This is a genomic window from Pseudoflavonifractor sp. An184, from assembly GCF_002160305.1.
GTDB lineage: Bacteria > Bacillota > Clostridia > Oscillospirales > Oscillospiraceae > Lawsonibacter > Lawsonibacter pullicola.
In genome coordinates this window covers 1-22,397 of the sequence record NZ_NFKI01000007.1, presented here as the reverse complement: position 1 = coordinate 22,397, position 22,397 = coordinate 1, and the positions used below count along the sequence as shown (strand labels likewise).

Sequence of the window (22,397 nt, the reverse complement as noted above, 5' to 3'; positions counted from 1 at the left end):
AGGCTTTCCGCGTTTGAGGTATTATGCGTATGGATTGATGGTGCCGGACATTCCGACAAATAAATAGCAGTAGGTTACCCCCTCATACCGCACCACACCGACGCCCAGACTGTCCGCCTTTGGGTCGAGCATTGCTCGCAGATGCCCAGGGGAGTTTACCCAGTTTTTCACTGCGGTTTTGGCAACATCCTCCGCGGACACGCTGGTAAATACTGATAAATTGCAGCTGAACCCATAGGGATATCCATGAGCGAGGACAAGCTCACACTCCTCCTGGCTGTCGTGCCAGGTGTTCCGGCGCGTGGCATAGTCCTGTGCCGCGTCCATGAGCGACTGATCGGCCGGGGCTGCGGACTGGCCGTATTCCTGACGGACCTGATTGACAAGGGCAAGGATCTCTGTTCGGATCTCCAGGTTATCTGCGTAATCAGTTCCTGCTGCCGGCCGACCTTCGTCAACATCGGATACCGTGATCGTAAGACGGCCCTGTTCGCCGTCTGCCGTAACTACGAAAATACTTGCAGTACCGGTCGACTTTGCGACCGCGACCCAATTCCCGGCGATCTGCTCTACCGTAAGGATTTCCGGATTGCTGGATACCAGCTCAAGTTGCGCGTCCGACGGATAGACCAGCAGGCCGCTTCGTGTACCCGCCTTCAGGATGTTCCCCTTGTAGCTGCTGATGGAAACAGATGCTCCGGCCGCTCCAGCGGAGGTCCCCTGGAAGTTTCCGGTCAGTGCGCGGTATAGCATGACCGCAAGATCACCGCGGGATATGGTTCCCTGAGCCGTCATAGCAGGCTCACTTAGGCCAAGATCACAGGCGGTGCTGCAGGCGCTGCTGTAATCCCACACCAGGTCTGGCAGAGCCAGATACCGCAGAATCACGGTGCAGGCTGCCGCGGGCGTCACAGGATCCTCCGCGCCAAATAGGCCATCGCCATAGCCGACCATGAGGCCGTGGTAGGCGCAGTAACCGGCATATTGCCGGGCCCAGTCTGGAACGTCCTGAAATTGGCACTGGGCGGCATAGAAGTCTCGGCTTTCCTCCACCTGTCCGGAGCCGCCGTGCAGCCGGGCAAGAATCGTGGCCAGATGGGCGCGAGTCAGCGGGGCGCTGAAGTTCATATTCCCCTCCCCGTCCCCGACCATGATCCCATGACTGTTCAGGTACTGCGAAGCGGCTTTTAGTTCTTCGTTGCTGCTTTCCGCCGCATACGCCGGCAGGGCCAAAGAAAGCGCAAAGACGGCAGTAAACAGCAGGATGGGCAGTTTACGCATACTGATTCCCCCTTTTCTTGATATTTGACTTAATTACATCGAAAAGAGGTCAGTTTTGCAAAAATACTGTCAGGTGATCTCCCGGGCCTGCACGCACCAGCGCATCTCCGGCACATTTCGGACACAGGTGATCAGCGTGATCATATTCTCGCTGCTCCGGCCCAGGCGGGAGAAATCCGTCTCCTCGATCTGCCCCACATAGAACACCTCATAGGTGCGCGTGCCGAGCTTCGTGGTGTAAGTGATCTTGTCGCCGTCCTCCAGGGTGTGGATCTGTCCAAAATGGTTGGCCACACCTCTGTTATGGCCCGCAAGCCCTACATTGCCGTCCCAGCAGGAGGTGGATTTGAAATGCCCGGCGCCTTTGGCAAGGCTCTCCAGGCTTTCGTCCTCATACACCTTGACGGAAAGCCCCAGAGAGGGGATCTTCAGCCGGCCCAGGCTACCGTCCTCATAAAAGAGGCCGTCCGGGAGGGTGAACTTGTTGCTGCTCAGGCTGGTATCTGCGGCCGGAGTGCTTTCATCGTAGGACTCCGGCGGCAGGTAGATTGTTTCACCGCTGATGGTGCTGCTGCCAGTTGATGTTCCGGACTGGGGGATCAGTGTCGTGCCGGCACCGGGCAGATAGGACTCCGGACTGCCGAAGGGCGGCGCAATGACGGCGGTATTCTTGCTGCGGTCGATGTTACTGCTCTCCGTCACCCCTCCGCCAACCACGATCACCTGGTCAACGGAGGTGGGCGGAGCATACACGGGGCCGTCCGAGTCGTCAAATTCATACTCCGCCGCCAGCGCCGGGGTCGCCATCATCGCTGTGACGGCCAGCAGCAGCATCGTTGCTTTCAGCCAGTTCCTCATACATCTTTCGCTCCTTCCGTTTCATGAAAAAGTATGTTCCTCCGGTACCGGCGCCGAGAGCCGCCAGCGCGGGCAGGGCCACCATGAGCCAGTTGAGGCCGCCGCTTTGGGACTGCTCCTCCGCAACAGGCTCCATCGGCGTGCCAGTGAAAATGACGGTGTAGCGGATCACTGTGACCCCGGTGCGGTAGACCTCACCTGAGTAGTTGGCTGTGGTGGTATAGCCCGTCACATAACTGACTGTTTTGCTCCCGCCGTAGGTGCAGACAGCAGTAAAACGATCCCCGATCTCATAGTCATCGGCGTTGTAGGTGTTGTCCGTCTGCCACTGGACATCCTGGAGCGTCAGGGTCCGGCCGCCCTCAGTGATGCTTTTCGGCAGATGGTTGAGGTCCTGGTTTGCAAGATTGGGGTAGGTCCTGGTGGCTGTGACTGGCTGGGTGCTGCTGCCATACCCGGCCGCTTCGGTCTTGATGCTGTCCAGATCCAGCGTGAGGGTGCCGGTAAACCCCTCTTCCGTGGTGACCTCTTTCTCCTGGGGCAGCAGGGACAAAATCGTGTCCATGTCCTTTTTGTCGCTGTCCACCTTTTCCTCCTGGGTGATGACCTGCGTCTCACTGCCGATGATGACCTCCCGGAGCACATCGGTGCAGGTATACAGGAGGCCGTCCCGCTCAAACTGCCCCATGGGGAGCGTGGAGGGGTCGGTGTTGGGCGAGAGATCATACACCTTGCGGATCTCCTTGTTGTCCTGGTCGAGAATGATATCGACCGGGAGCATGGCGTCAGGATCCGTCACGTCCAAGCTGACCGCGCCCGCAGGCAGCGTCAGCATGGTCAAAAGCAGGAGCGATGCGGTGAGAGATAAGATTTTGTTCTTCACTGACATATCCTCCTCAGGTTTGATTTTGCTCTTTCTGGAATCAGGGAGTAGTCGACGGCGTGTACTGTCCGCCCTGGATCAGCGGCTGCAGGTAGGCGACCACAAAGCCCAGGGTATTGAGCACAATCCAGGTCACGACGATTCTCTTCAGCCAACTGGTCGCCTCTGCGACGGCCCGCTCATTGCGGGAGATCATCCGCACCAACAGCGCCACCGCAGCCGCAGTCACTGCCACGATGGTGGAGATGCCCACCAGCTCGCCATAGACATCTGCGATAATCGTGCTGAACCGTGTCCACATGGTGTCCGCAGCAGCCGCCGGCTGGGCGAACAGCACCATCATGTAACAGGATACCGCCGCCATCTGGAAAGCGTTGCGCAGCCGCTGGGACGCCTTCACCCAGCGATCCCTCCTGCTCTCGTCCTTTGCCATTTGCTTCCCTCCTTTTCGTCATATTTGCAGCAAAGAGCCGCCTCGAAGCGACTGTTCTCAATCACTTCAAGGCGGCTCCCTGCCGTTAGGTCCAGTTTTGGACGATAACAGGATAGCACATCTGCACTCCCCTTGTCATCCGCACCGACCTTGCCAATTTTCTGCCATTTTTCTGCCGCAGAGTAGGACATCACCCCTCCAGCAGCGTCAAAAGCTCCAGCCAGGCATCCAGACAGCCGGCCGGGGCCGTCCACAGCCGGATGGATAAGATGTTGACCGCCTGCTGGCGGAGCCGGTAATAGTGCCGCTCCGAGATATCCAGCCGGTACAGGATATCCGTATGGCTGGGCTTGTCCGGCGTGATGAACGTCTGGAAGATGATGTTATACATCAGCTCCCCGTTGCCCGGCTTATGGCGCAGGACCGTCAGGGCCTCATTGATCCGGTCCAGCAGCATGCGGGACTTCCGAATGCTGAGCAGGCGGTGCTCCAACTTCGCGTTCCCCAGCGCCACCTGCGTGTCCACTACGCTGAGCAGCGCGTCCAGATCCTTCAGCGGCTGATCCAGCTCCTGTGCGACTTCACTGGGGAAGCATTCCAAGGCCCAGACGATGTCCCGGTAGTGCTTGAGCATGACCTGGGTGTTATGGTACATATTCCGGCGAAGCTCCTGCTCCGCAAGCCGGGCTTTCGCATTGGGGATGTCCGGATCTCCCACGATCCCCCTGCGCTCCAGCAAGGCGCGCAGCTGCTCCTGGGGAATCGCACTATCCTGATTCGGCAGTTCACCACAGAGGGATGCCTTCAAATCTGCCATTTTCAATACCTCCATCATCCTGATCCGCAGGCCCGGCCCGTGGCAAGGTTCCGCGGAATAATTCAAAATTTGGCGTCGCTGGAGATATCCCTTGGCAGTCCTCCCTAACATACTCTAAAATCTTACCCAGAGAAAAATACGCGCGCGTAATATAGCAGTCCTCAGATGCAACACGGCACTCCTCTTGTTCCCGGGGCAGCACTGCACGACTGTACCAAGCGACCAGTTTGCAGATGCGGGCATGGTCGCTCTGCTGGTTTTCGTGCGTATTCCCGTCTTTTGTGCGTATTTCTCTCAAAATGCGCTCGACTTTGTCCTGGGACGGCAAGGTGAATTGTTCTCCAGTCGGATAGACTGCATTGAAGATGAGGCAACCGAAAGCACCTGGCAGCTTATACAGCGGGAAGGCATCCGCATGTTTTCTGAAAAAGCGCCAGACCTTCGTCTTTTCCCATCCCCAACGCCTGCCAAGGGATTCCAATGTCAAAACTGCGCCGTACTGCCCAAACTGAACAGCCGGCGCCGAGAAGGAAAACGCATTGCTGGACTCCTGCCACACTGTGTGGCACCAGAGGTCGAGCCATGCGTCTGCCTCAGCAAATTGATAATGCCGCTCTGCAAGCCTCTGCGTGACGTTTCTGGGCAGGCAGAGGAATCCATACCCCTCTGTCGCATAAACCGCCTCACGGCCCATACAGGGCTCGCCAGAGCATCTTACGACCCAATCTGTGACTTGATAGGTCAGTTTCTTTGTTTTTGTGTCCAGTGAGTAGGTAATATAACCGAGGTCAGCCAGAGTGTCCATATGTTCAAGGGCCTGCCGCCGACGTTTGATTGCCAGGATACTCTTCAGACCAACGATGCCGCCTGCCCAGCCCCCGGCACTCACTTTGTTGGTGTAACCGCAGTACCGGGCCTGCCCAGTCCTAAAGGCTGCACGGGAGGCCAATCGAGCCCAAGAGCCCATAATGCCCTTGCCGGGCGGAAGCTGATTGCGGGGTAGTTTGACCCATTGATATTTGAGCAGGCACTTCATCTCGCCGGCCTCCCTCCTGATAGATTGAAAAAAGCCCCGCTCCGTGCTACACTGGTAAACACGAAAGCGAGGCCTGATTGAAATGCTATATGCCTGTGATAATTGTCATTACCTGTTCCTTAGAACGTCTGAGGATACCTGCCCGGACTGTGGAAAGGCCATGATCCGGCCGGCAACTTCTGAAGAGCAGGAAGAATATAAAAATCGTGAGAACGAAAATCTGTGGACAGAGGATTCAAATAGCTGCCGTGTGTAGCCGGTCATTTCACCCCCGTGCAATGGCTTCTAATTAAACCCATTTCATTTGTTGCACCGCCATGTATAAAAATAACTGAAAAAGTATAAAAAAAGTGCCCGTAGCTCAACTGCCACGGGCACTTTTTCTTTTAGGAGGCTCTCTAAAAACTGGTGTAAAATCAGGTGTAAAAACGTGTTACTGCTGAATCCAACTGGTGTAAAACTGGTGTAAAACCGCTCTTTCAGGCTCGTGAAAAACCCGCAAACCCTTGCGCCGCAACGGGTCTTTAATCCAGTGGCTTCATGGTGGGGAACAAAATGACCTCCCGGATGCTGTCCGAGTTGGTCAGCATCATCACGCACCGGTCGATGCCGATGCCCAGGCCGCCCGTGGGGGGCAGGCCGTACTCCAGGGCGGTGATGAAGTCCTCGTCCATCATGCCGGCCTCGTCGTCGCCCTTGTCCCGCAGCTCCACCTGCTTTTGGAAGCGTTCTCTTTGGTCGATGGGGTCGTTGAGCTCGGAGAAGGCGTTGCCCATCTCGCTGCGGCAGATGAACAGCTCGAAGCGCTCGGTGAGGCGGGGGTCCTTGGGGGACCGCTTGGCCAGGGGGGACACGTCCACCGGGTGCATGGTGATGAAGGTGGGCTGCACCAGCTTCTCCTCCACCCGCTGGTCAAAGACCTCGTACAGGGCGTTGCCCCAGGTGGGATCGGCCGTCTCAGGCAGCTCTACGCCGATGGACTTGGCGGCGGCCACCGCCTCCTCGTCGCTGGTGATGGCCATGAAGTCCAGACCGGTGTACTGCTTCACCGCCTCGTGCATGGGCAGGCGGGGCCAGCCGGGGGTCAGGTCGATCTGCTCCCCCTGCCACTCCAGCTGATAGGTGCCCAGCAGCTTCTGGGCCGCGGAGGTCAACAGGTCCTCAAACAGGTCCATCATGTCGTTGAAGTCGGCGTAGGCCTCGTACAGCTCCACGGTGGTGAACTCCGGGTTGTGCTTGGGGTCCATGCCCTCGTTGCGGAAGATGCGGCCGATCTCATACACCCGGTCCATGCCGCCCACGATGAGCCGCTTCAGGGGCAGCTCGGTGGCGATGCGCAGGTACATGTCGATGTCCAGGGTGTTGTGGTGGGTGATGAAGGGCCGGGCGGTGGCGCCGCCGGAGATGGTGTTCAGAACGGGGGTCTCCACCTCCATGTAGCCCCGGCCGTCCAGGAAGTCCCGCACGTGCTTGACGAACTGGGAGCGGAGCACGAAGGTGCGCTTCACCTCCGGGTTGACGATCAGGTCCACGTAACGCTGGCGGTAGCGCAGCTCGGTGTTGGTCAGGCCGTGGAACTTCTCGGGCAGGGGCAGCAGGGACTTGCTCAGCAGGGTGACGGTCTCCACCCGCACGGACATCTCGCCCCGCTGGGTGCGGAAGACCACGCCCTTCACGCCCACGATGTCGCCGATATCGAACTTTTTAAAGCGGTTGTACTCCGCCTCGTCCATCTCATCCTTCCGGGCGTAGAGCTGGATGCGGCCGGACTTGTCCTGCAGGTCGCAGAAGGACACCTTGCCCATGCCGCGCTTGGACATGAGGCGGCCGGCGATGGACACCTGAGAGCCCTCCAGGGCGTCAAAATTCGCCTTGATGTTGGCGCTGTCGTTGTTTACCTCATACTTGGTGATCTGAAAGGGATCGTTCCCGCTCTCCTGGAGCTCACGCAGCTTGTCCCGGCGGACCTTGGTCAGCTGGGACAGGTTCTCCTCCTGGGGGGCGGCGCTGTTCTTCTTCTCGTTTTCGGCCAAAGAGACCACTCCTATCTTCTGTTTCCGGCTCTGGGCCGGTCTGGCTCAAATTGGGGAACGGCTCAGCGCTCCACCTTTAAAATCTTGTACTCAACGGGGCCGGCGGGGGCGTCCACCACCACGTCGTCGCCGGCGTTTTTGCCCAGCAGGGCCCGGCCGAAGGGGGAGTCCTCGGAGATGACGCCGTTCATGGGGTCGGCCTCCTGGGAGCCCACGATCTTATAGGTCTCCTCCTCATTGAACTCCTTGTCCAGCACGGTGACGGTGGAGCCCAGGCGGATGGAGGAGCCGCCGTCGTCCTCGTTCTCCTCGATGACCACATAGTTGGACAGAATGTTCTCCACCTCCGCGATGCGGGAGTAGAGCTTGCCCTGCTCGGTCTTGGCCTCGTCGTACTCGCTGTTCTCGCTCAGGTCGCCGAAGGAGCGGGCCTCCTTAATCAGCTCCGCCACTTCCTTCTCCCGGACCGTCTTCAGATAGGTCAGCTCGTCCTGAAGCTCCTTCAGCCGCTCCGGGGTCAGTTTGAATTCTTTCGCCATAACGCCTCGCACACCTTTCCATAGGGAAACCGGAAGCCCCTGCTCCCGGCCCCTTTTCAATATACCTTATAATATAAAAATAAATATACTGACGCAGTGTGTGTTATTATAGTGACTTTCCGTCTCTCTGTCAAGTAAATTCTAGGCCCAAGGCCTCCAGCCGCCCCGTCTCCCACAGGGCGGCCAGCAGAGGCAGATCCTCCCGGTCCCCCTCCTCCAGGTCCGCCGCCCGGGGACGCACCCCCGCCAGCCGGGGCGCGCCCCCATACAGGGACAGCTCCCGCCCTCCGCCGCCGGGGGCGGTCTCATCAAACCGGACGGCCGCCGTGATCCCCTCCCCGTCCGGGCGCACCGGCATGCCGTACTCCCGGCGCAGCCAGGCGGAGAGCTCCTCCCCTCCTTTCCGGGCCGAGACGGCCAGCTCCCGCACTCGGGGGCAGAGAAACTCCGCCGCCCGCACCATGTCCCGGTCCACCCGCCGCCCCCGCAGGGCCACCGTCCCCCTTTGGGGCGCGACTCCCTCCCGGAGCAGGGCAGCCAGGGCCAGCTCCCCGGCGTAGAACCGGAGAAAGGGCAGCGGGTCCACCTGCCGCAGGCCCCGGGCCTCCAGCAGCTCCCAGTGGGGGAACTCCGGCGGGGCCAGCACCCGCACAATCCCCTGCCGCCCCAGCCGCCGGGCGGCGGCGCGGACCCGCCCCCTCTCCCGCCAGCTGCCGGGCCGGAGGGTCACCTCCAGCAGAGGAAGGCCGTACCGCTCCGTCCGCCGGGGGCGGCCCGCTCCGCCGGAATCGTATGTAATGGCTCCCAGCAATCTCCACCCCCCCTGCAAGGAGGATATGCGCTCCCCGGGGACCGTATTCCCGCGGGCAGAGGCCGGAACGCGGACCGCCAACCGCAGAAAACCGGGCGCAGCCTGTTCCGCCGCGCCCGGTCTCGCATTTGCTTTTACCACATATTCTCTGTCAGTGCGGTGGCCGCCCGGCCCAGATAGCCGAGATACCAGAAGTCCGCCACAACAGACACCGCCAGAGCAGCCAGGGAAATCGTCAGAGCCAGTGCAGCTCCCGCCGCAGCCTCAATGGGGATCAGAGCAACCACCACTGCGCATACCGTAGAGATCACATTCAGGAGCCACACTGTCCTGCCCCGCTGGATCACGTCATCCCGGCTGATCTCCTCCATCAGGCGGTTGGTGGCCGTCAGAACCAGCCAGAGGACCACCAGATTCAGCACCGTAGTGGCCAGATCCAAAATAGAGGCAATCAGGGACCCCTCTCCTGCCAGGCTGGAGATCAGATTCAGCACGAAGCTCACCAGCCAGCACTGAAAGGCCGTCCGGTACTCCGGCTGGACGTTCCGCAGCCCGTACAGGCCCACCAGATAGATGATCATGCCCACAGTCATCGCCAGAGTACTGAGCAGCGTCATGACCAGTGTAAATTCCAGCCCGCCTCCCACATACATGGTAAAGGGGTTGGTCATGGCGCTCATCAGCATGATCACCACCACAACGACCATAAAAATGACAGATATCATGATCACCAGATTGCCCTGCCACATCTGCCGCAGCTTCTGGGCGGCCAGTTTTCTCTGTTCCATTTGTTCAAACATGCCTTTTGCGCCTCCTCTCTTTTTGTCAACTTCACCATATCGCATTTCAGCCGCTTTGTCAATGTGGGCCGCTCTATTTTTCAGTAATTATTAAGAAATTTTACCTGCCGCCTTGCCCCCTGCATGTTCGGCAAAGACTGTTTGGCCGTACAGAACCCGGAACAAGCATTGGGACTTCCACCGCTTTTACAGGTCCATAATCGGCCCCTAATATACCCGGACACTTATAAAAAGGTTCTGGGCGCCGTCCGGCCGCACTCCGCTCCCCCTTGCATCCGGAAGAGGCGCAAAAGATCTCCACAGCATAAATAGTCCGATTTATGGGACTTGATTCGTGGTATTCTGGTACCATCCCAAGAAGGAAAGGAGCAGAATCTATGGATTACAGCATCGTTTGGGTCAGAGGACATGTGGAGGTTTTTGACTGGGCAGGCCGGTTCTGCTTCTCGGCGGACAGCGAGCGCGAGGCCCTGGAGGAGTTGGAGCAAGTGGCCTGAATAGGAAAATTCTTCTTACATTACGTCCAAAAATGTGCTAAAATAAGGTTACAGCGCGCGGTCCTGATCACGTTCGTCACGTTGTCAGAACCGCTTTTTTGTTTTAACAGGGAGGGAGAACGCCATGTTTGCAGTGGGAGATCTGATTGTATACAGCGAGACCGGAGTGTGCCGTGTAGAGCAAGTAGGGGCACCCCCCTTTGATCCAAAGGCGAAGCGGGAATATTATACTCTGTCTCCCCTGAACAGCCGGGAGACTATCTATGTCCCGGTGGATACGCAGGTGTTTATGAGACCGATTTTGAGCCGGGCGGCGGCGGAGGAACTGATCAGCCGGCTCCCCGAGATCCAGCGGGCCCATGTAGAGGGCAGAGACTACCGGGCATTGGCCCAGCAGTACCGGGAAATTTTAGAAACACACCGCTGTGAGGATCTGGTCCAACTGATCAAGCTGGTTTATGCCAAAAACCAGCATAAGAGCCGGTCGGGGAAAAAGCCAAGCAAGGTGGACCAGGACTATCAGAGGCGCTCGGAGTCCCTGCTGCACGGGGAACTGGCCGCCGCGTTAGAAATTCCGGTGGAATCTGTGCCGGACTATATCCATCAGCGCCTCCAGCTGAAGCTGGAAGCAGAGAAAAACGCGGGCTGAGCAGAACAGGGTTCCGGCCGCCGGAGACGGCCGCCCCCAGGGCAAAAGGACGTCTCTCGGGATGCTCGTTTACTTTAGCACACCGCGGCAATTTAGCCATCGCTGATGATGCGGCGTGATATTTGACAAGCTAAACGGAATATGGCTCCGTTCCGATCAGCGAAAGAGGCGCGCATTCATTTTAACAGTATTTTACCGTTCTGTCATACCGGCAGAGGCGTGGGGTTGACGTTTCTTTTCCATTTTCCGGCGCGGTTTCCAGGTTAGGAGACACGCGGCTTGCTTCCGCGCGAACATCCTTGTATAATGCGGTTGGACAGATGTTTAGAGCACGGGGCAGCCGTTCGGCTTCTGACGCCGGGCCGCGGCTTGGCCGCCGGCGAAGCTCCCCCCGAAGATCCGGGAGGACGGCGCGGCTGCCCCCAAGACAGGCAAGGAGAAAACCTATGATTCGTGAAATCTGTACGGAGGAGGCGTTCCTGGCCCGGAAGTCGGAACCTGCCGCGCCGGAGGACCTGCCCATTGCGGCCGACCTGCTGGAGACGCTGGAGCACCACAAGGCCCGCTGTGTGGGCATGGCTGCCAACATGATCGGCGTCAGCAAGCGCATCATTGCCTTTGACAATGAGGGGACCTATATGGTCATGTTCAACCCGGAAATCATCCGGAAGTCCGGCCCTTATCAGGCGGAGGAGGGGTGTCTGTCTCTCACCGGCACCCGCCCGGCCAGGCGGTGGAAGTCCATCAAGGTGCGCTGGCAGAACGAGAAGTTCCAGGAGCGGATCAAAACCTTCACCGGCTGGACGGCCCAGATCATCCAGCACGAGATCGACCACTGCGAGGGCGTCATCATTTGAGCGGGAGGCGGTACCCTATGAAACTGGCCATTTTGTCCGACACCCACGGCCTGCTGCGGCCGGAGGCGGCGGAGCGCCTCAAGACCGCCGACGCCATTCTTCACGGCGGGGACGTCAACAAACCGAGCATCGTGGACCAGCTGAAGCAGTATGCGCCCCTCTACATTGTCCGCGGCAACAACGACAAGGAGTGGGCGGAGCAGCTCCCCCACGACCTCACCGTCACACTGGGCGGCGTGACCTTCTATCTGGTCCACAACAAAAAGGAGGTCCCGGCGGACCTGACCGGGATCGACGCGGTGGTGTTCGGCCACTCCCACAAGTATCTGCTGGAGGAGAGGGACGGCGTTCTCTGGCTGAACCCCGGCTCCTGCGGCCCCCGGCGGTTCCACCAGGAGATCACCATGATGATGGCGGAGGTGGAGAACGGGACCTTGCAGGTGGAGAAGATCGTCATCCCCCAAGGTACGGCGTGATGGAGCTGGGGCTGACCTTTCCCCTCCAGCGGTTTTTGAAGAGGAGACCGCCGCCCTATGGCGCACAGCCGGACCGGTGCTTCTGCTGGGACCTCCATGTCATCCGGCTGCGGGGGTGCCGGTGCCTGCTGGCCGTCCACTGCCGCAGCCGGTACGCCTTCGTCCGCTATGACGTCCCGCCGGTTCAATGGGGGGACCTCCCCGGTCTGTTCCGGGAGGGACTTTTGGAGAGCCTCGCCGCCGCCGGTTTTTCTCGGAGCCTGGGGGAGGTGTATCTGTGCCGGGCGGGCGGCATCGAGCTCACCCGCACCCACGGCCGCCGGGAGGTGGCCTTTCTCAACCGGGCCTGGGAGGATGTGCTGGAGCTGGACCTGTGCCTGGACACCAGCCGGCAGGCTCAGCCGCTGCTGGACCACGCCGTCAACACCCGCCCCAGCCGGTGCGCGGGCTTTGAGGGGCTGGGGACGGGATTGGAGCGGATGGCCGCCGTATTATGCGAACGCGAGGCAGAGATATGAAACCCGAACGCGTACAAATTAGCGGGATTCCCGCCCTGTTATATGGAGCGCCCGCGGAACGGGGCTATCTGTTTCTCCACGGTCAGATGGGCCGGAAGGAGGAGGCGGAGGCATTTGCCCAGGTGGTCTGCCCCAAGGGGTACCAGGTGCTGTCCATCGACTTGCCCGCCCACGGGGAGCGCCAGGGGAGGGGAGAGGAGCTGTTCCCCTGGGCGGCGGCACCAGACGTCAGGGCGGCTTGGGAGTGGGCGGAGCACCGCTGGAACACAGTCTCCCTCCGGGCCAACAGCATCGGGGCCTATTTTGCCATGCTGGCCGTTGACCGGCCGGCCCGCGCCCTGCTGGTCTCTCCCATTCTGGACATGGAGGGGCTGATCTTGACCATGATGGGCTGGGCCGGGGTGACGGAGGAGGAGCTGCGGGACCGGGGCGAGATCGAAACCTCCTTCGGTCAGACCTTGTCCTGGGCGTACCTGTGCTGGGTGCGGGAGCACCCGGTCCACAGCTGGAATTGTCCCGTCCGTATCCTCTATGGAAGCGAAGATAGTATGACGCCCCGCCGGACGGTGGAGGAGTATGTCCGGCGGCACGGCGCCCGGCTCACGGTGCTGGAGGGCGGGGAACACTGGTTCCATACGCCGGAACAGCTGGCGGCGCTGCGGGAGTGGGAGAAGTCCTCCTGCTGCTGAATGGGCCGGACTATTGAGGAGGAAAACTGTATGCCATCGGACGAATATTTGCAGGCGGTCACCATTGGAACGGTGGAAAAGCTGGAGGGGACCATCGAACTGCGGGAGTATGATCCCACCTGGCCGGAGCAGTATCGGGCGGAGCGGAAGAAGATTGCTGAGGCGCTGCGAGGGGAGAACATCTCCGTGGAGCATGTGGGCTCCACCTCGGTTCCCGGCCTGTGCGCCAAGCCGATTCTGGACATTCTGCTGCTGGTGGAGGACTCCGCCGCGGAGGAGCGGTATGTCCCGGCGCTGGAGCGGGCGGGTTATGTGCTGCGGGTCCGGGAGCCGGACTGGTACCAGCACCGGCTGTTGAAAGGGACCTATCCGGCGGTGAACCTCCATGTATTTTCCGCCGGGTGTGAGGAGGCGCAGCGGATGCTGGACTTCCGGGACTGGCTGAGGAGCTGCCGGGAGGACCGGGAGCGGTACGCATGTGCCAAAAGGCGGCTGGCCCGGCAGACTTGGACCTATGTGCAGCACTACGCCGACGCGAAGTCCCAGGTGGTGGCCGAGATTTTCCGGCACATCCGGGACGGCGGATGGGACGAACGGAAACCGCTTTGAATGGAACACGCCCGGAGCTTCTGAGTGATCAGAAACTCCGGGCGATGTTTATTTGCGCAGGATCTGGTCCATGGATTTTCCTTTGGCCAGCTCGTCCACCAGCTTGTCCAGGTACCGGATATCCCGCATCAGCGGGTCCTGGATCTCCTCCACCCGGACGCCGCACACCTTGCCGGTGATGAGGGCGCGGTCAGGGTTCATGGCTGGGGCCTGTTGGAAGAAGGCTCCATAGGTGGTGTCGGACTGCTCCAGCCGGGCGATGTCCTCCGGCGTGTATCCGGTGAGCCAGGCGGTCACCTGGTCCACCTCCGCCCGGGTGCGGCCCTTCTTCTCCGCCTTGTTCACCAGCAGGGGGTAGAGCTTGGCAAAGGCCATCTGTGTCACATCGGTGCGGGGCATGGTATCTGTCTCCTCTCCCGTGATCATTGTTCTGAAAATACGGGTGCTGTGATGCCCCCATCATACCACAGGAGGGCTCGGCTGGCAACGGGCGAAGCGGCCGCAGGCGTCACGCCTGCGGCTGCATTCCATGGTATGAAGTTGAATCAGCGGCCGCCCGCCAGGTACTCTTCCGCCATATGGACCGCCGTGGCGCCGTCGGCCACCGCCGTCACCACCTGGCGCAGGGGCTTCGTCCGCACGTCGCCCACCGCGTAGACCCCGGGGAGACTGGTCTTGGTCGTCTCATCCGCCACAACATAGCCGCTCCGGTCCAGCTCCAGCTGGCCCTGCACCAGCTCGGCGGCGGGCTTCCGGCCCACGCTGATGAACACGCCGTCGCAGGGGAGCACGGTCTCCTCGCCGGTGTTCACATCCTTCAGCTTCACGCCGGTGAGCTTGTCGCCGTGGAGCAGTTCGGTGACCACGCTGTTCCAGCGGAACTCCAGGTTTTTCGCCTCCATCAGCGGACGGTGGTAGACCTTGGTGGCCCGCAGGGTATCCCGGCGGTGGACCAGGATCACCTTCTGGGCGATGCGGCTCAGGATCAGGGCGTCGGCGGCGGCGGAGTTGCCGCCCCCCACCACGACCACCGTTTTGCCTTTGTACCGCATGCCGTCGCAGGCGGCGCAGTAGGCCACGCCCCGGCCGGTGAGGGCGGCCTCATTGGGAAGGCCCAGCGCTCTGGGATTGGCCCCCGTGGCCAGCACCACGGTTTTGGCGAGAAATGTCCCCTCGCTGGTCTCCAGAACTTTGGGGGACGGGGCGAGGTCCATGTGCTCCACCTGGGCGTACTCTGTCTTTGCGCCGAAGCGCTCCGCCTGCCGCTGCATCTTTTCACCCAGGGTGAAGCCGTCGATTCCCTCCTCAAAGCCGGGGTAGTTGTCGACCTCCCCGGTCAGGGCCATCTGGCCACCGGCGGAGAGCTTCTCCAGCACCAGGGTGTCCAGCCCGGCCCGGGCGGCGTAGAGGGCCGCCGTGTAGCCGCCGGGCCCACCGCCCACCACGATCATATCAAAAATATGGGGTTCGCCCATGAGAAACGCCTCCTTACTGGGACAGAGCCGCCTGGATGAACTGGTCAATGGCCGCCTTGGACCCGGGATTCACGATGGAGTCCACCGCCTTCCCGTCCCGGTACAGGATCAGGGTGGGAATCACCTCCACCCGGGCCTCCTCGGCCAGCGTCCCTTCCTCGTCAATGTTGATCTTGACCACCGCCAGGCGGTCGCCGTACTCCTCCGCGACCTTCTCGTAGGCCGGTCCGATCCGGCGGCAGTAGCCGCACCAGGGGGCCCAGAAGTCCACCAGGACGGGTTTGTCTCCCTGAATCATCTGCTGGAACTGTTCCTGATTGATATCAATAGCCGCCATGTTGGTCAGCTCCTTTCTGTTTGTCTGGCCGTAGTATACCCCAAAGACCGCCCTTTTTCTGTGATGAAATCACACAGAGGAGGAGACCGGTCCGGCGGTTGACAGTGTCCCTCCGCTTCCCTATACTAGATATACAGCGAGGAGGGATACGGGATGAACTTTCCGGATTATTTTCCCATCTGGGATCAACTGAATCAAGACCAGCAGGACCGGCTTCAGAACAGCGCGGCGCTCCGCAGCGCGCCCAGGGGGACGGTTCTGCACAACGGGGACATGGACTGCACCGGGCTGCTCCTGGTGAAATCGGGCCAGCTCCGGGCCTATATCCTCTCGGACGAGGGGCGGGAGATCACCCTCTACCGCCTGTTTGACCGGGATATGTGCCTCTTTTCCGCCTCCTGCATGATGCGCTCCATCCAGTTCGAGGTGACCATTGAGGCGGAGAAGGACTCCCGGCTCTGGATCATCCCCCCGGAGGTCTATCAGCGTCTCATGGAGGAGTCCGCCCCCGTGGCCAACTACACCAATGAGCTGATGGCCAGCCGATTCTCCGAGGTCATGTGGCTGATGGAGCAGATCATGTGGAAGAGCCTGGACAAACGGCTGGCGGCCTTCTTACTGGAGGAGGCGGCCATTGAGGGGACGGATGAGCTGAAAATCACCCACGAGACCATCGCCAACCACCTGGGCTCCCACCGGGAGGTGATCACCCGGATGCTGCGCTACTTCCAGAACGAGGGCATGGTGAAGCTGTCCCGGGGCATGGTGGCCATCCTGGACCGGGAGAAGCTGGAGGCGCTGGGGGACTGAACCCGCCCGCGCTATGGACTCAGGGCTGCTTTCCTGCCTTCGCCCTGCAGATGAGCTGGGTCATGGTGCCCATGGGGCAGTAGACGCACCAGCTGCGGGGCTTGAACAGCACCATAGTGATCAGCCCCAGCACGGTGGAGGTGAGCATGACGCCGTAAAAGCCGAAGGCAAACTGGGCCACGCCGGGGTGGAACAGGGCGCCGTGGTAGGCCCAGTGCCAGGGCAGCCGGAAGGTCCACAGCAGAGTGACCGCCTGCCGGAGGCCCTGAGCCCCGGCGAACACCAGGTAGGTGTTCCACAGCATCAGAAGGAACATGGCCATGAAAAAGGCCAGAAAGCCGTACCGGAAGGCTCTGCTCTTCATCCAGCCCGGGATGTCCTTTTTCCGGGACAGGCCGAAGCGCCCTCCCAGAAGCCCAAAGAGCTGGCCCCGGCCGCAGTAGCGGTTGCAGTAGCCCTTGGCGCCGCTGACCACCGAGATGATCAGGGGGATGAAGAAGCACAGCAGGCCCAGCCAGGCGAACAAAATGTTGAAGAAGCCCAGCAGCAGGTAGAGAAGGGACGCGATCCAGAGATAGTCGTACCAGCGCTTTTTCATGTCTCCACCTCCCGGATCTCAATGACGCTGGCGGGGCACTCCCTGGCGCATTTGCCGCAGCCCACGCACTTCTCCCCGCTGACCTGGGCCATGATGCCACGAACGATCTCAATGGCCTGCAAAGGGCAGACCTTGACACAGCAGCCGCAGGCCACACAGGCCGCCTGCTCCACCACGGCTCTGCGCCGCTTCTTTTTGACTGAAGTCATACGATGCCTCCCAGAGTTTGATGCCTGTATCCTACCACAAAGCCTATTGGGGCCACCGTGATAAAATCACACAGACCGGCTTCCGGCGCCTTCCGTACTTTGGTGCGGAGCCGGGTTAGCATGAGAATTCCTGCAAAACAGATCCATCATACTGAACAGAATGTAAAGAAAACGCCGAGGAGGGACGTCAAATGAGAGAGATCGGAATTATGGAAGTAGGGGGATTTCGTGTGGGCCATGCCCAGAACCGGGAGGCCGCCACCGGCTGCACGGTGCTCCTTTGCGATCAGATGAGCCCCGCCGGGCTGGATGTCCGGGGCGGAGGACCCGCCTCCCGGGAGTCCCAGCTCCTGTCTCCCGTGGCCCAGGCAGATGCCATCAACGCGGTGCTACTCTCCGGCGGCAGCGCCTTCGGACTGGACGCCGCCGGCGGCGTCCAGCGCTATCTGGAGGAGCGGGGGATCGGCTTTGACGTGGGTGTGACCAAGGTCCCTCTGGTCTGCCAGTCCTGCCTGTTTGACCTGGGAGTTGGGCGGGCGGATGTCCGCCCGGATGCGGCTATGGCCTATCAGGCCTGTGAAAATGCCAGCAGTGAGCCGCCCGCAGAGGGAAACGTGGGAGCTGGAACGGGCTGCTCGGTGGGCAAGTACCGTGGGATGGAGCGGGCCATGAAATCCGGCTTTGGCACCTATGCCGTCCAGGCGGGCCATTTGAAGGTGGGGGCTCTGGTGGCGGTGAACGCCCTGGGGGACGTCTATGACGGCGCGGTTCAGATCGCCGGCCTGCGGAACGCGGAGGGGACCGGGCTCTCCAATACCCTGGAAGAGATGTTCCAGGATGTGACCATTGCCGGGAATCTGTTTACCGGCAACACAACGCTGGGCATGATCGTGACGAACGCCAAGCTGAATAAGACCCAGCTCACCAAAGTGGCGGGCATGACCCACAACGGTTACGCCCGGGCCATCCGCCCGGTCCATACCAACGCGGATGGAGACAGCATCTATGCTCTCAGCACCGGCGGCCAGGCGGGCGATGTGAATGTGGTCGGCTCCATGGCTGCCTGGGCCATGGAGCGGGCCATCGTCCGCGCGGTCCGGGCGGCTCGGTCCGCCTATGACCTGCCCGGCTGCGGGGCGCTCTGAGGGAACCGGGGAGCAGACCTGCGCCCTGTGCTCAGAAGTTCCCTCGGGAACGGGGCATTGAAAAGCAAAACGCGCTGCGGAGCGATACTGGCTCTGCGGCGCGTTTTGTCGTGTCTGCCGGTGGGGAGGGGGGAGGGATTAGGTTTTATTCTCCCCGGCTCTGGCGGATTGCAAAATAGACCAGGACGCACAGGGCGGCGAAGGCCAGCCCCAGACAGGGGAAATAGATGTCCTGGGGCAGCCGGGCCACAGCCGGATGGCTCAGCACGCACAGGAGGACAAAACCGCCGCAGGCCAGGGCGCTGAGCAGAATGAAAAAGGGGTTTCGGTTTTCTGCGGCATCCAGGTCGTTTTCCCAGCTCTTCCGGCGCTCCAGCTGGTGGAGGAGCAGCTCCTGGTCCTCCAGCCCCTTGACCAGGAAGTAGGTGCGCCGGACCGTCCGCTGGCTGGGGTGGCGCACCTGACAGACCAGGGCGTAGTGGGAGCGGTTCTCCCGAATCCGCTCCACCCTCCGGATCTCGTCCGCCCCGGCGGGCAGATAGGGATTTTCCGCCAGCTTCTGGAGAAACTGCTGCACCTCCATCGTGGCGGCGGCGTGGGAGAGAACGTCCCGGCCGTGATAGACCAGGGAGCGGGCGTCCACGGCAAAGAGCCGGTCCCCCTCCATCCAGAAAAAGGCGGTGGCGTCTTGGACCGAGCGCCGCCCCAGTCTCAGGGCCAGAAACACGGTCAGGGCGGAGATCCCCAGACACAGGCCCAGCGAGAGCAGTTCCACCGGGGCGCCCGAGGCGGTCAGCCACACCGCCCCGCCGCAGGTGAGCAGCACCGCCAGCGCCGCGATCCCCAGAATTCCGCCCAGGGTGCGCCAGCCGTACCGGCTCTTTTTCGCGCTGTCCGGCGAAAGCCAGATTTTTAAGATGTTTCCTTGCATTGATACCCCGCCTTTCAAACGGCGCGTCTCTTCAGGACCGGAAAAGGCCCGGCCCTAATCTACAACTTTAACGGCAAATGGCATCGCCGCCGCAGGTATACACCAAGCAAAAGTGTAGTGGAACCGGCGTACCAGGGGGCTTTTTTGTTGTCCGCACAATCTGGTAACGCTCAGTTTTTCCACTACCCTTTGGCGTCCCTTTTAGGTATGTCTCATTTCACGACACCTTTTTGCACGCAGAAAAAACACCGTACAGGTTTCAACCATACATACGGTGGCAGACAGTTTATTTGCCGAACAAGACGCTGTGCGATCCAGTGCGGGCCAGCGTCAGAACCAAAACATCGGCCTCGATGCGGTAAATGAGCGGTCAGCCCGGGAGGATGTGACATTCCCGATGGCTCACCTAATCGCCGGGCAAATCGTGATCGCGGTTCTTCTCCGGCAGCGGCCCGCCCATCGCCAGCAGCGCCACGACCTGCTCCAGCAATTCGATTATCAGGCCGCGCTTGATTGCCCGTTTGCAGTCCTTCTCAAAGCCGGTTGTGTACTTGACGGCGTACCTTGTTTTCCTCATTTCAGGTCGGCAAACAACCCGTCAAGGTCATTGCAGCCCTTTACAGACGGATCTTTTGCAATCCTTTCCGCTTCCAGCATGGCAGCAATCGTTTCCTTGTTGGGCTGTCCCAGCTTCACTTCAAAGGGAATGCCGCCCTCACGAAGCGATTGGCGCACGAAGATGTTGAACGCCGTGGATAAATTCATGCCAAGCTCCGCAAACAGGGCGTCGGCCTGTGCCTTCAAATCCGCGTCCATGCGGATGCTGATGTTTGTGGTATTTCCAGCCATAGTATCAACCCCTTTCTGCCGGTACTTTTAGTATATGCTATTTGCACGAAGAAAACAATACTTTGCACGAATATTTAATAGCATATGCTCATACGCTGGGCAAGGAAGTCCGGGTGATACGGGTATAAACTTCGGGACATTTTGTCCCAAAGTTTTGTATCTGATTTCGGATAACGCCAGCATAAAAACTGCTTTCTTATTGGTGACATTACTCATACGCTCCCTATGCCTGCTGATAATTCAGATCTGGTTGCGAAATAAGATTTGGCTCATTCGTAAATTTACAATTTATTGCTTCTTATAAGTGAGTCATCATTGTATAATAACTTCATATCAACTTCGTTTGTGGTAATAAGCTACAAAAACAAGATAGCAACTGGCAGTTGACATATTTCCAAGCGAAAATGGTGGAAAGGCAACCAGTAAAGATGCTATGCTTTTGTCAAAAGGAAAGGAGCATGAGCAATGAATATAGCAGACAGAATTCAATATTTGCGAAAGCAAAAAGGATACTCACAGGAAGAACTGGCAGATAAAGTTGGTGTTTCTCGGCAGGCGGTATCCAAATGGGAAAGTGAACAGAGTACCCCGGATTTAGAAAAGGTTATTACAATGAGCGAACTGTTTGAAGTGACAACTGATTATATACTAAAAGGAATTGAACCTCTTCCAAAAGATGTAACACAACCAAAGAAAAAACCAAATGCCAGTATATTTTCCGTTGCCGGAACAGCTTTTAACCTTATTGGGATCATCGCTTCTGCAATGATATGGTACGATAAACAAAATGCATCTGCGATAGCGATTGGAGTCATCTTTATTGTTATTGGATGTATGATTTACGGAATAGGCATGACTATCTCTGATGAAGAAACGAAGTCCGTTGCAAAGCAGAAGTTTATCTCTATTAACATCTGGACTGTACCATTTATACCTCTGGCAGCTGCCTGCAATATACTCCTTGGGATTGGCTATATCGCTCCATACCCAATCATGGCAAATCCACCTATTGCATTTGTTGCTTTTGGGGTAATTTATCTTGCCATCGGAATTTTAACAGATTTGAAAATTGCAAAAAATAAAAAAGCACACAATCAGAATACGCCTTGATTATTTTAGCAGGTAATATGACCACCCACAAAATGAGGGGGGTAAATAAAATGCACAAAAAAAGAATTGTCAAAATTTCTTTAATCGCCATCTTAGTGGTTCTGATCTTGTTGTTCATACCTTTTTTTAAGACAATTTTTCAACTCCCGATAATCGGCAGCATAACAGGAGCAGAGTACGATTTTATTGAAATAGATGGTGTTCGGTATGTCGAAGATAGAGCCGGAGCAAGAGCAGATGGATTTTCAAGTGCTGATCGTGGTGAGTATTTAGGGGCAGTTACCGACGGAAATGTAACTATGCGTGTGTTCTCCGTTAAGGGGGACAATAGTGGAAGGTACATTTACACTCTTTGGGATTGGGATGGTGCTTTTTATGCCAGAGAAGATTAAACTTTATTGATGCGCTGTAAGGCGGACAAGCGATCCTGCTTGCCCGCTTTTACACTCTCACATAATTATACTTCGGGACATTTTGTCCCAAAGCCATATCAGCTCGACATCCTTGTGCCCCTATTTTTGCGGAGTTATAATTATCATAGGAGGACAAACCGAGTAGACTTTACGGGAGGTAGCTGATATGATTGTTCTCAAAATTCTTGCCGCCCCCTTTGTGGTGGCGCTGACCCTGTTCGTTGCCATCGTGTCATTTCTCTACTGCGTGGCTGCGGCGCTGTGTCATATAGGCTGCGTGGTGCTGACCCTGCTGGCCCTTGTCCTGTTCATAGGCGGCCAGACGCTGGGCAGCGTGGTGTTCCTTGTGCTGGCGTTCCTCGTTTCGCCCTTTGGCATCCCGGCTATCGCTGACTGGCTCATGGACAGGCTCTACTCGCTGAAATACTCCTTGCAGGATTTTATTACAGGCTAATACTTCGGGACAACTTGTCGTTGTCATAGCCGGGGTCATCAAAGTATCCCTTGGACACCTCCAGTACCACTGGAGCGCCGGAGTGGTCGAAATAGGGTGCGATCTCCCCGCGCCGGTAGACCTCCTTGAACTCATCACCTGGCTCCACATAACTGTATACCTCGTCCGCAGCCATGGCCACCTGATGGTACAATTCACTGGCCTCCTCGTTTTGACTACCGGCTGGCAGTAGGAAGACGTCGCTTGCCGGGGACACATAGAGAACCGGCTGGCTGTGGAG

28 protein-coding genes and 2 pseudogenes are annotated in these 22,397 nt (G+C 59.0%); 11 read left to right on the top strand and 19 right to left on the bottom strand.

The genetic code is table 11. The features are described 5' to 3' along the window. Positions 1-21: 21 nt before the first annotated feature. The 10 genes from B5F19_RS04205 to B5F19_RS04160 form a co-directional block, all read right to left on the bottom strand. Entirely contained in the window at positions 22-1,281 is a 1,260-nt protein-coding gene (locus B5F19_RS04205) for a CAP domain-containing protein (protein ID WP_087288316.1), read from the bottom strand. A gap of 69 nt (positions 1,282-1,350) precedes the next feature. Next, positions 1,351-2,139 carry a class D sortase gene (locus tag B5F19_RS04200; RefSeq protein ID WP_242972691.1) on the bottom strand — a complete coding sequence of 263 codons (789 nt, stop codon included), beginning with the start codon at positions 2,137-2,139 and terminating at the stop codon, positions 1,351-1,353. Further along, a complete protein-coding gene (locus B5F19_RS04195; RefSeq protein ID WP_087288312.1) occupies positions 2,057-3,028 on the bottom strand; it encodes a cell wall protein in 972 nt (323 codons plus the stop codon). The genes B5F19_RS04200 and B5F19_RS04195 overlap by 83 nt, the downstream gene beginning before the upstream one ends. A gap of 34 nt (positions 3,029-3,062) precedes the next feature. Then, positions 3,063-3,455 (bottom strand): hypothetical protein, encoded by a 393-nt coding sequence (locus B5F19_RS04190; RefSeq protein ID WP_087288310.1) that lies wholly within the window; start codon positions 3,453-3,455, stop codon positions 3,063-3,065. A 190-nt stretch (positions 3,456-3,645) separates the two neighbouring features. After that, positions 3,646-4,272, bottom strand: coding sequence for a hypothetical protein (locus B5F19_RS04185; RefSeq protein WP_087288306.1), 627 nt, complete (start codon positions 4,270-4,272; stop codon positions 3,646-3,648). Continuing rightward, the gene (locus tag B5F19_RS04180) at positions 4,241-5,308 is read right to left on the bottom strand and encodes a hypothetical protein (RefSeq protein ID WP_087288303.1); all 1,068 of its coding nucleotides are present in this window, start codon (positions 5,306-5,308) and stop codon (positions 4,241-4,243) included. Before B5F19_RS04180 ends, B5F19_RS04185 begins: the two co-directional genes overlap by 32 nt. A 524-nt stretch (positions 5,309-5,832) precedes the next feature. Further along, positions 5,833-7,341 (bottom strand): lysine--tRNA ligase, encoded by a 1,509-nt coding sequence (gene lysS / locus B5F19_RS04175; protein WP_087288301.1) that lies wholly within the window; start codon positions 7,339-7,341, stop codon positions 5,833-5,835. Between the two features lie 62 nt (positions 7,342-7,403). Beyond that, positions 7,404-7,880 (bottom strand): transcription elongation factor GreA, encoded by a 477-nt coding sequence (greA, locus tag B5F19_RS04170; RefSeq protein WP_087288299.1) that lies wholly within the window; start codon positions 7,878-7,880, stop codon positions 7,404-7,406. A gap of 130 nt (positions 7,881-8,010) precedes the next feature. After that, entirely contained in the window at positions 8,011-8,691 is a 681-nt protein-coding gene (locus B5F19_RS17040) for a hypothetical protein (protein WP_140394152.1), read from the bottom strand. 134 nt (positions 8,692-8,825) lie between these two features. Next, positions 8,826-9,491, bottom strand: coding sequence for a hypothetical protein (locus B5F19_RS04160; protein WP_087288298.1), 666 nt, complete (start codon positions 9,489-9,491; stop codon positions 8,826-8,828). Positions 9,492-10,112: 621 nt separating this feature from the next. On the opposite strand from B5F19_RS04160, the gene B5F19_RS04155 reads away from it, so the two are divergent. The 6 genes from B5F19_RS04155 (at position 10,113) to B5F19_RS04130 (ending at position 13,786) form a co-directional block, all read left to right on the top strand. Next, a complete protein-coding gene (locus tag B5F19_RS04155) occupies positions 10,113-10,637 on the top strand; it encodes a CarD family transcriptional regulator (protein ID WP_087288295.1) in 525 nt (174 codons plus the stop codon). Between the two features lie 446 nt (positions 10,638-11,083). Then, positions 11,084-11,494, top strand: coding sequence for a peptide deformylase (locus B5F19_RS04150; RefSeq protein ID WP_087288293.1), 411 nt, complete (start codon positions 11,084-11,086; stop codon positions 11,492-11,494). Positions 11,495-11,511: 17 nt separating this feature from the next. Further along, a complete protein-coding gene (locus B5F19_RS04145) occupies positions 11,512-11,970 on the top strand; it encodes a metallophosphoesterase family protein (RefSeq protein WP_087288291.1) in 459 nt (152 codons plus the stop codon). Then, positions 11,970-12,488, top strand: coding sequence for a hypothetical protein (locus B5F19_RS04140; protein ID WP_087288289.1), 519 nt, complete (start codon positions 11,970-11,972; stop codon positions 12,486-12,488). The genes B5F19_RS04145 and B5F19_RS04140 overlap by 1 nt, the downstream gene beginning before the upstream one ends. Further along, complete coding sequence (locus B5F19_RS04135) at positions 12,485-13,177, top strand: alpha/beta hydrolase (RefSeq protein WP_087288287.1); 693 nt, start codon at positions 12,485-12,487, stop codon at positions 13,175-13,177. Before B5F19_RS04140 ends, B5F19_RS04135 begins: the two co-directional genes overlap by 4 nt. Positions 13,178-13,207: 30 nt before the next feature. Then, positions 13,208-13,786, top strand: a complete 579-nt coding sequence (locus B5F19_RS04130) for a GrpB family protein (RefSeq protein WP_087288285.1) — start codon at positions 13,208-13,210, stop codon at positions 13,784-13,786. Between the two features lie 48 nt (positions 13,787-13,834). Here B5F19_RS04130 and B5F19_RS04125 read toward each other — a convergent pair whose 3' ends face one another. From B5F19_RS04125 to trxA, 3 genes are all read right to left on the bottom strand, one after another. Then, positions 13,835-14,185, bottom strand: a complete 351-nt coding sequence (locus B5F19_RS04125; protein WP_087288283.1) for a DUF2200 domain-containing protein — start codon at positions 14,183-14,185, stop codon at positions 13,835-13,837. A 146-nt stretch (positions 14,186-14,331) separates the two neighbouring features. Next, entirely contained in the window at positions 14,332-15,261 is a 930-nt protein-coding gene (gene trxB, locus B5F19_RS04120) for a thioredoxin-disulfide reductase (protein ID WP_087288281.1), read from the bottom strand. Positions 15,262-15,274: 13 nt separating this feature from the next. Beyond that, the gene (gene trxA, locus B5F19_RS04115; protein WP_087288279.1) at positions 15,275-15,598 is read right to left on the bottom strand and encodes a thioredoxin; all 324 of its coding nucleotides are present in this window, start codon (positions 15,596-15,598) and stop codon (positions 15,275-15,277) included. A gap of 153 nt (positions 15,599-15,751) precedes the next feature. Here trxA and B5F19_RS04110 point away from each other — a divergent pair, with 153 nt between their 5' ends. Beyond that, positions 15,752-16,408: a Crp/Fnr family transcriptional regulator gene (locus B5F19_RS04110; RefSeq protein WP_087288277.1), complete on the top strand. Its 657-nt coding sequence runs from the start codon at positions 15,752-15,754 to the stop codon at positions 16,406-16,408. Positions 16,409-16,427: 19 nt separating this feature from the next. Here B5F19_RS04110 and B5F19_RS04105 read toward each other — a convergent pair whose 3' ends face one another. Together B5F19_RS04105 and B5F19_RS04100 are read right to left on the bottom strand one after the other, a co-directional pair. Further along, on the bottom strand, positions 16,428-17,006 hold the full coding sequence (locus tag B5F19_RS04105) for a hypothetical protein (protein WP_087288276.1): 579 nt from the start codon (positions 17,004-17,006) through the stop codon (positions 16,428-16,430). Beyond that, on the bottom strand, positions 17,003-17,215 hold the full coding sequence (locus B5F19_RS04100; protein WP_087288273.1) for a 4Fe-4S binding protein: 213 nt from the start codon (positions 17,213-17,215) through the stop codon (positions 17,003-17,005). Before B5F19_RS04100 ends, B5F19_RS04105 begins: the two co-directional genes overlap by 4 nt. A 191-nt stretch (positions 17,216-17,406) precedes the next feature. Here B5F19_RS04100 and B5F19_RS04095 point away from each other — a divergent pair, with 191 nt between their 5' ends. Then, a complete protein-coding gene (locus B5F19_RS04095; RefSeq protein WP_087288271.1) occupies positions 17,407-18,360 on the top strand; it encodes a P1 family peptidase in 954 nt (317 codons plus the stop codon). A 145-nt stretch (positions 18,361-18,505) separates the two neighbouring features. On the opposite strand, the gene B5F19_RS04090 is transcribed toward B5F19_RS04095, so the two are convergent. From B5F19_RS04090 to B5F19_RS04080, 3 genes and pseudogenes are all read right to left on the bottom strand, one after another. After that, positions 18,506-19,291 (bottom strand): hypothetical protein, encoded by a 786-nt coding sequence (locus tag B5F19_RS04090; protein WP_087288269.1) that lies wholly within the window; start codon positions 19,289-19,291, stop codon positions 18,506-18,508. Between the two features lie 286 nt (positions 19,292-19,577). Continuing rightward, a pseudogene (locus B5F19_RS04085) lies at positions 19,578-19,868 on the bottom strand (type II toxin-antitoxin system YafQ family toxin). Next, positions 19,865-20,140, bottom strand: a complete 276-nt coding sequence (locus B5F19_RS04080) for a type II toxin-antitoxin system RelB/DinJ family antitoxin (protein WP_087288267.1) — start codon at positions 20,138-20,140, stop codon at positions 19,865-19,867. The pseudogene B5F19_RS04085 and the gene B5F19_RS04080 overlap by 4 nt, the downstream one beginning before the upstream one ends. Positions 20,141-20,605: 465 nt before the next feature. Between B5F19_RS04080 and B5F19_RS04075 the strand changes: the two genes are divergently transcribed. The 3 genes from B5F19_RS04075 to B5F19_RS04065 all read left to right on the top strand — a co-directional run bounded on the left by B5F19_RS04075 (position 20,606) and on the right by B5F19_RS04065 (position 22,117). After that, positions 20,606-21,250: a helix-turn-helix transcriptional regulator gene (locus B5F19_RS04075; protein WP_087288265.1), complete on the top strand. Its 645-nt coding sequence runs from the start codon at positions 20,606-20,608 to the stop codon at positions 21,248-21,250. 17 nt (positions 21,251-21,267) lie between these two features. Then, positions 21,268-21,642 carry a hypothetical protein gene (locus B5F19_RS04070; protein WP_140394151.1) on the top strand — a complete coding sequence of 125 codons (375 nt, stop codon included), beginning with the start codon at positions 21,268-21,270 and terminating at the stop codon, positions 21,640-21,642. A 187-nt stretch (positions 21,643-21,829) separates the two neighbouring features. Then, positions 21,830-22,117, top strand: coding sequence for a CD1845 family protein (locus B5F19_RS04065; protein WP_087288261.1), 288 nt, complete (start codon positions 21,830-21,832; stop codon positions 22,115-22,117). Here B5F19_RS04065 and B5F19_RS04060 read toward each other — a convergent pair. After that, a pseudogene (locus B5F19_RS04060) lies at positions 22,107-22,397 on the bottom strand (hypothetical protein); the annotation flags it as partial. The gene B5F19_RS04065 and the pseudogene B5F19_RS04060 sit on opposite strands and share 11 nt — an antisense overlap.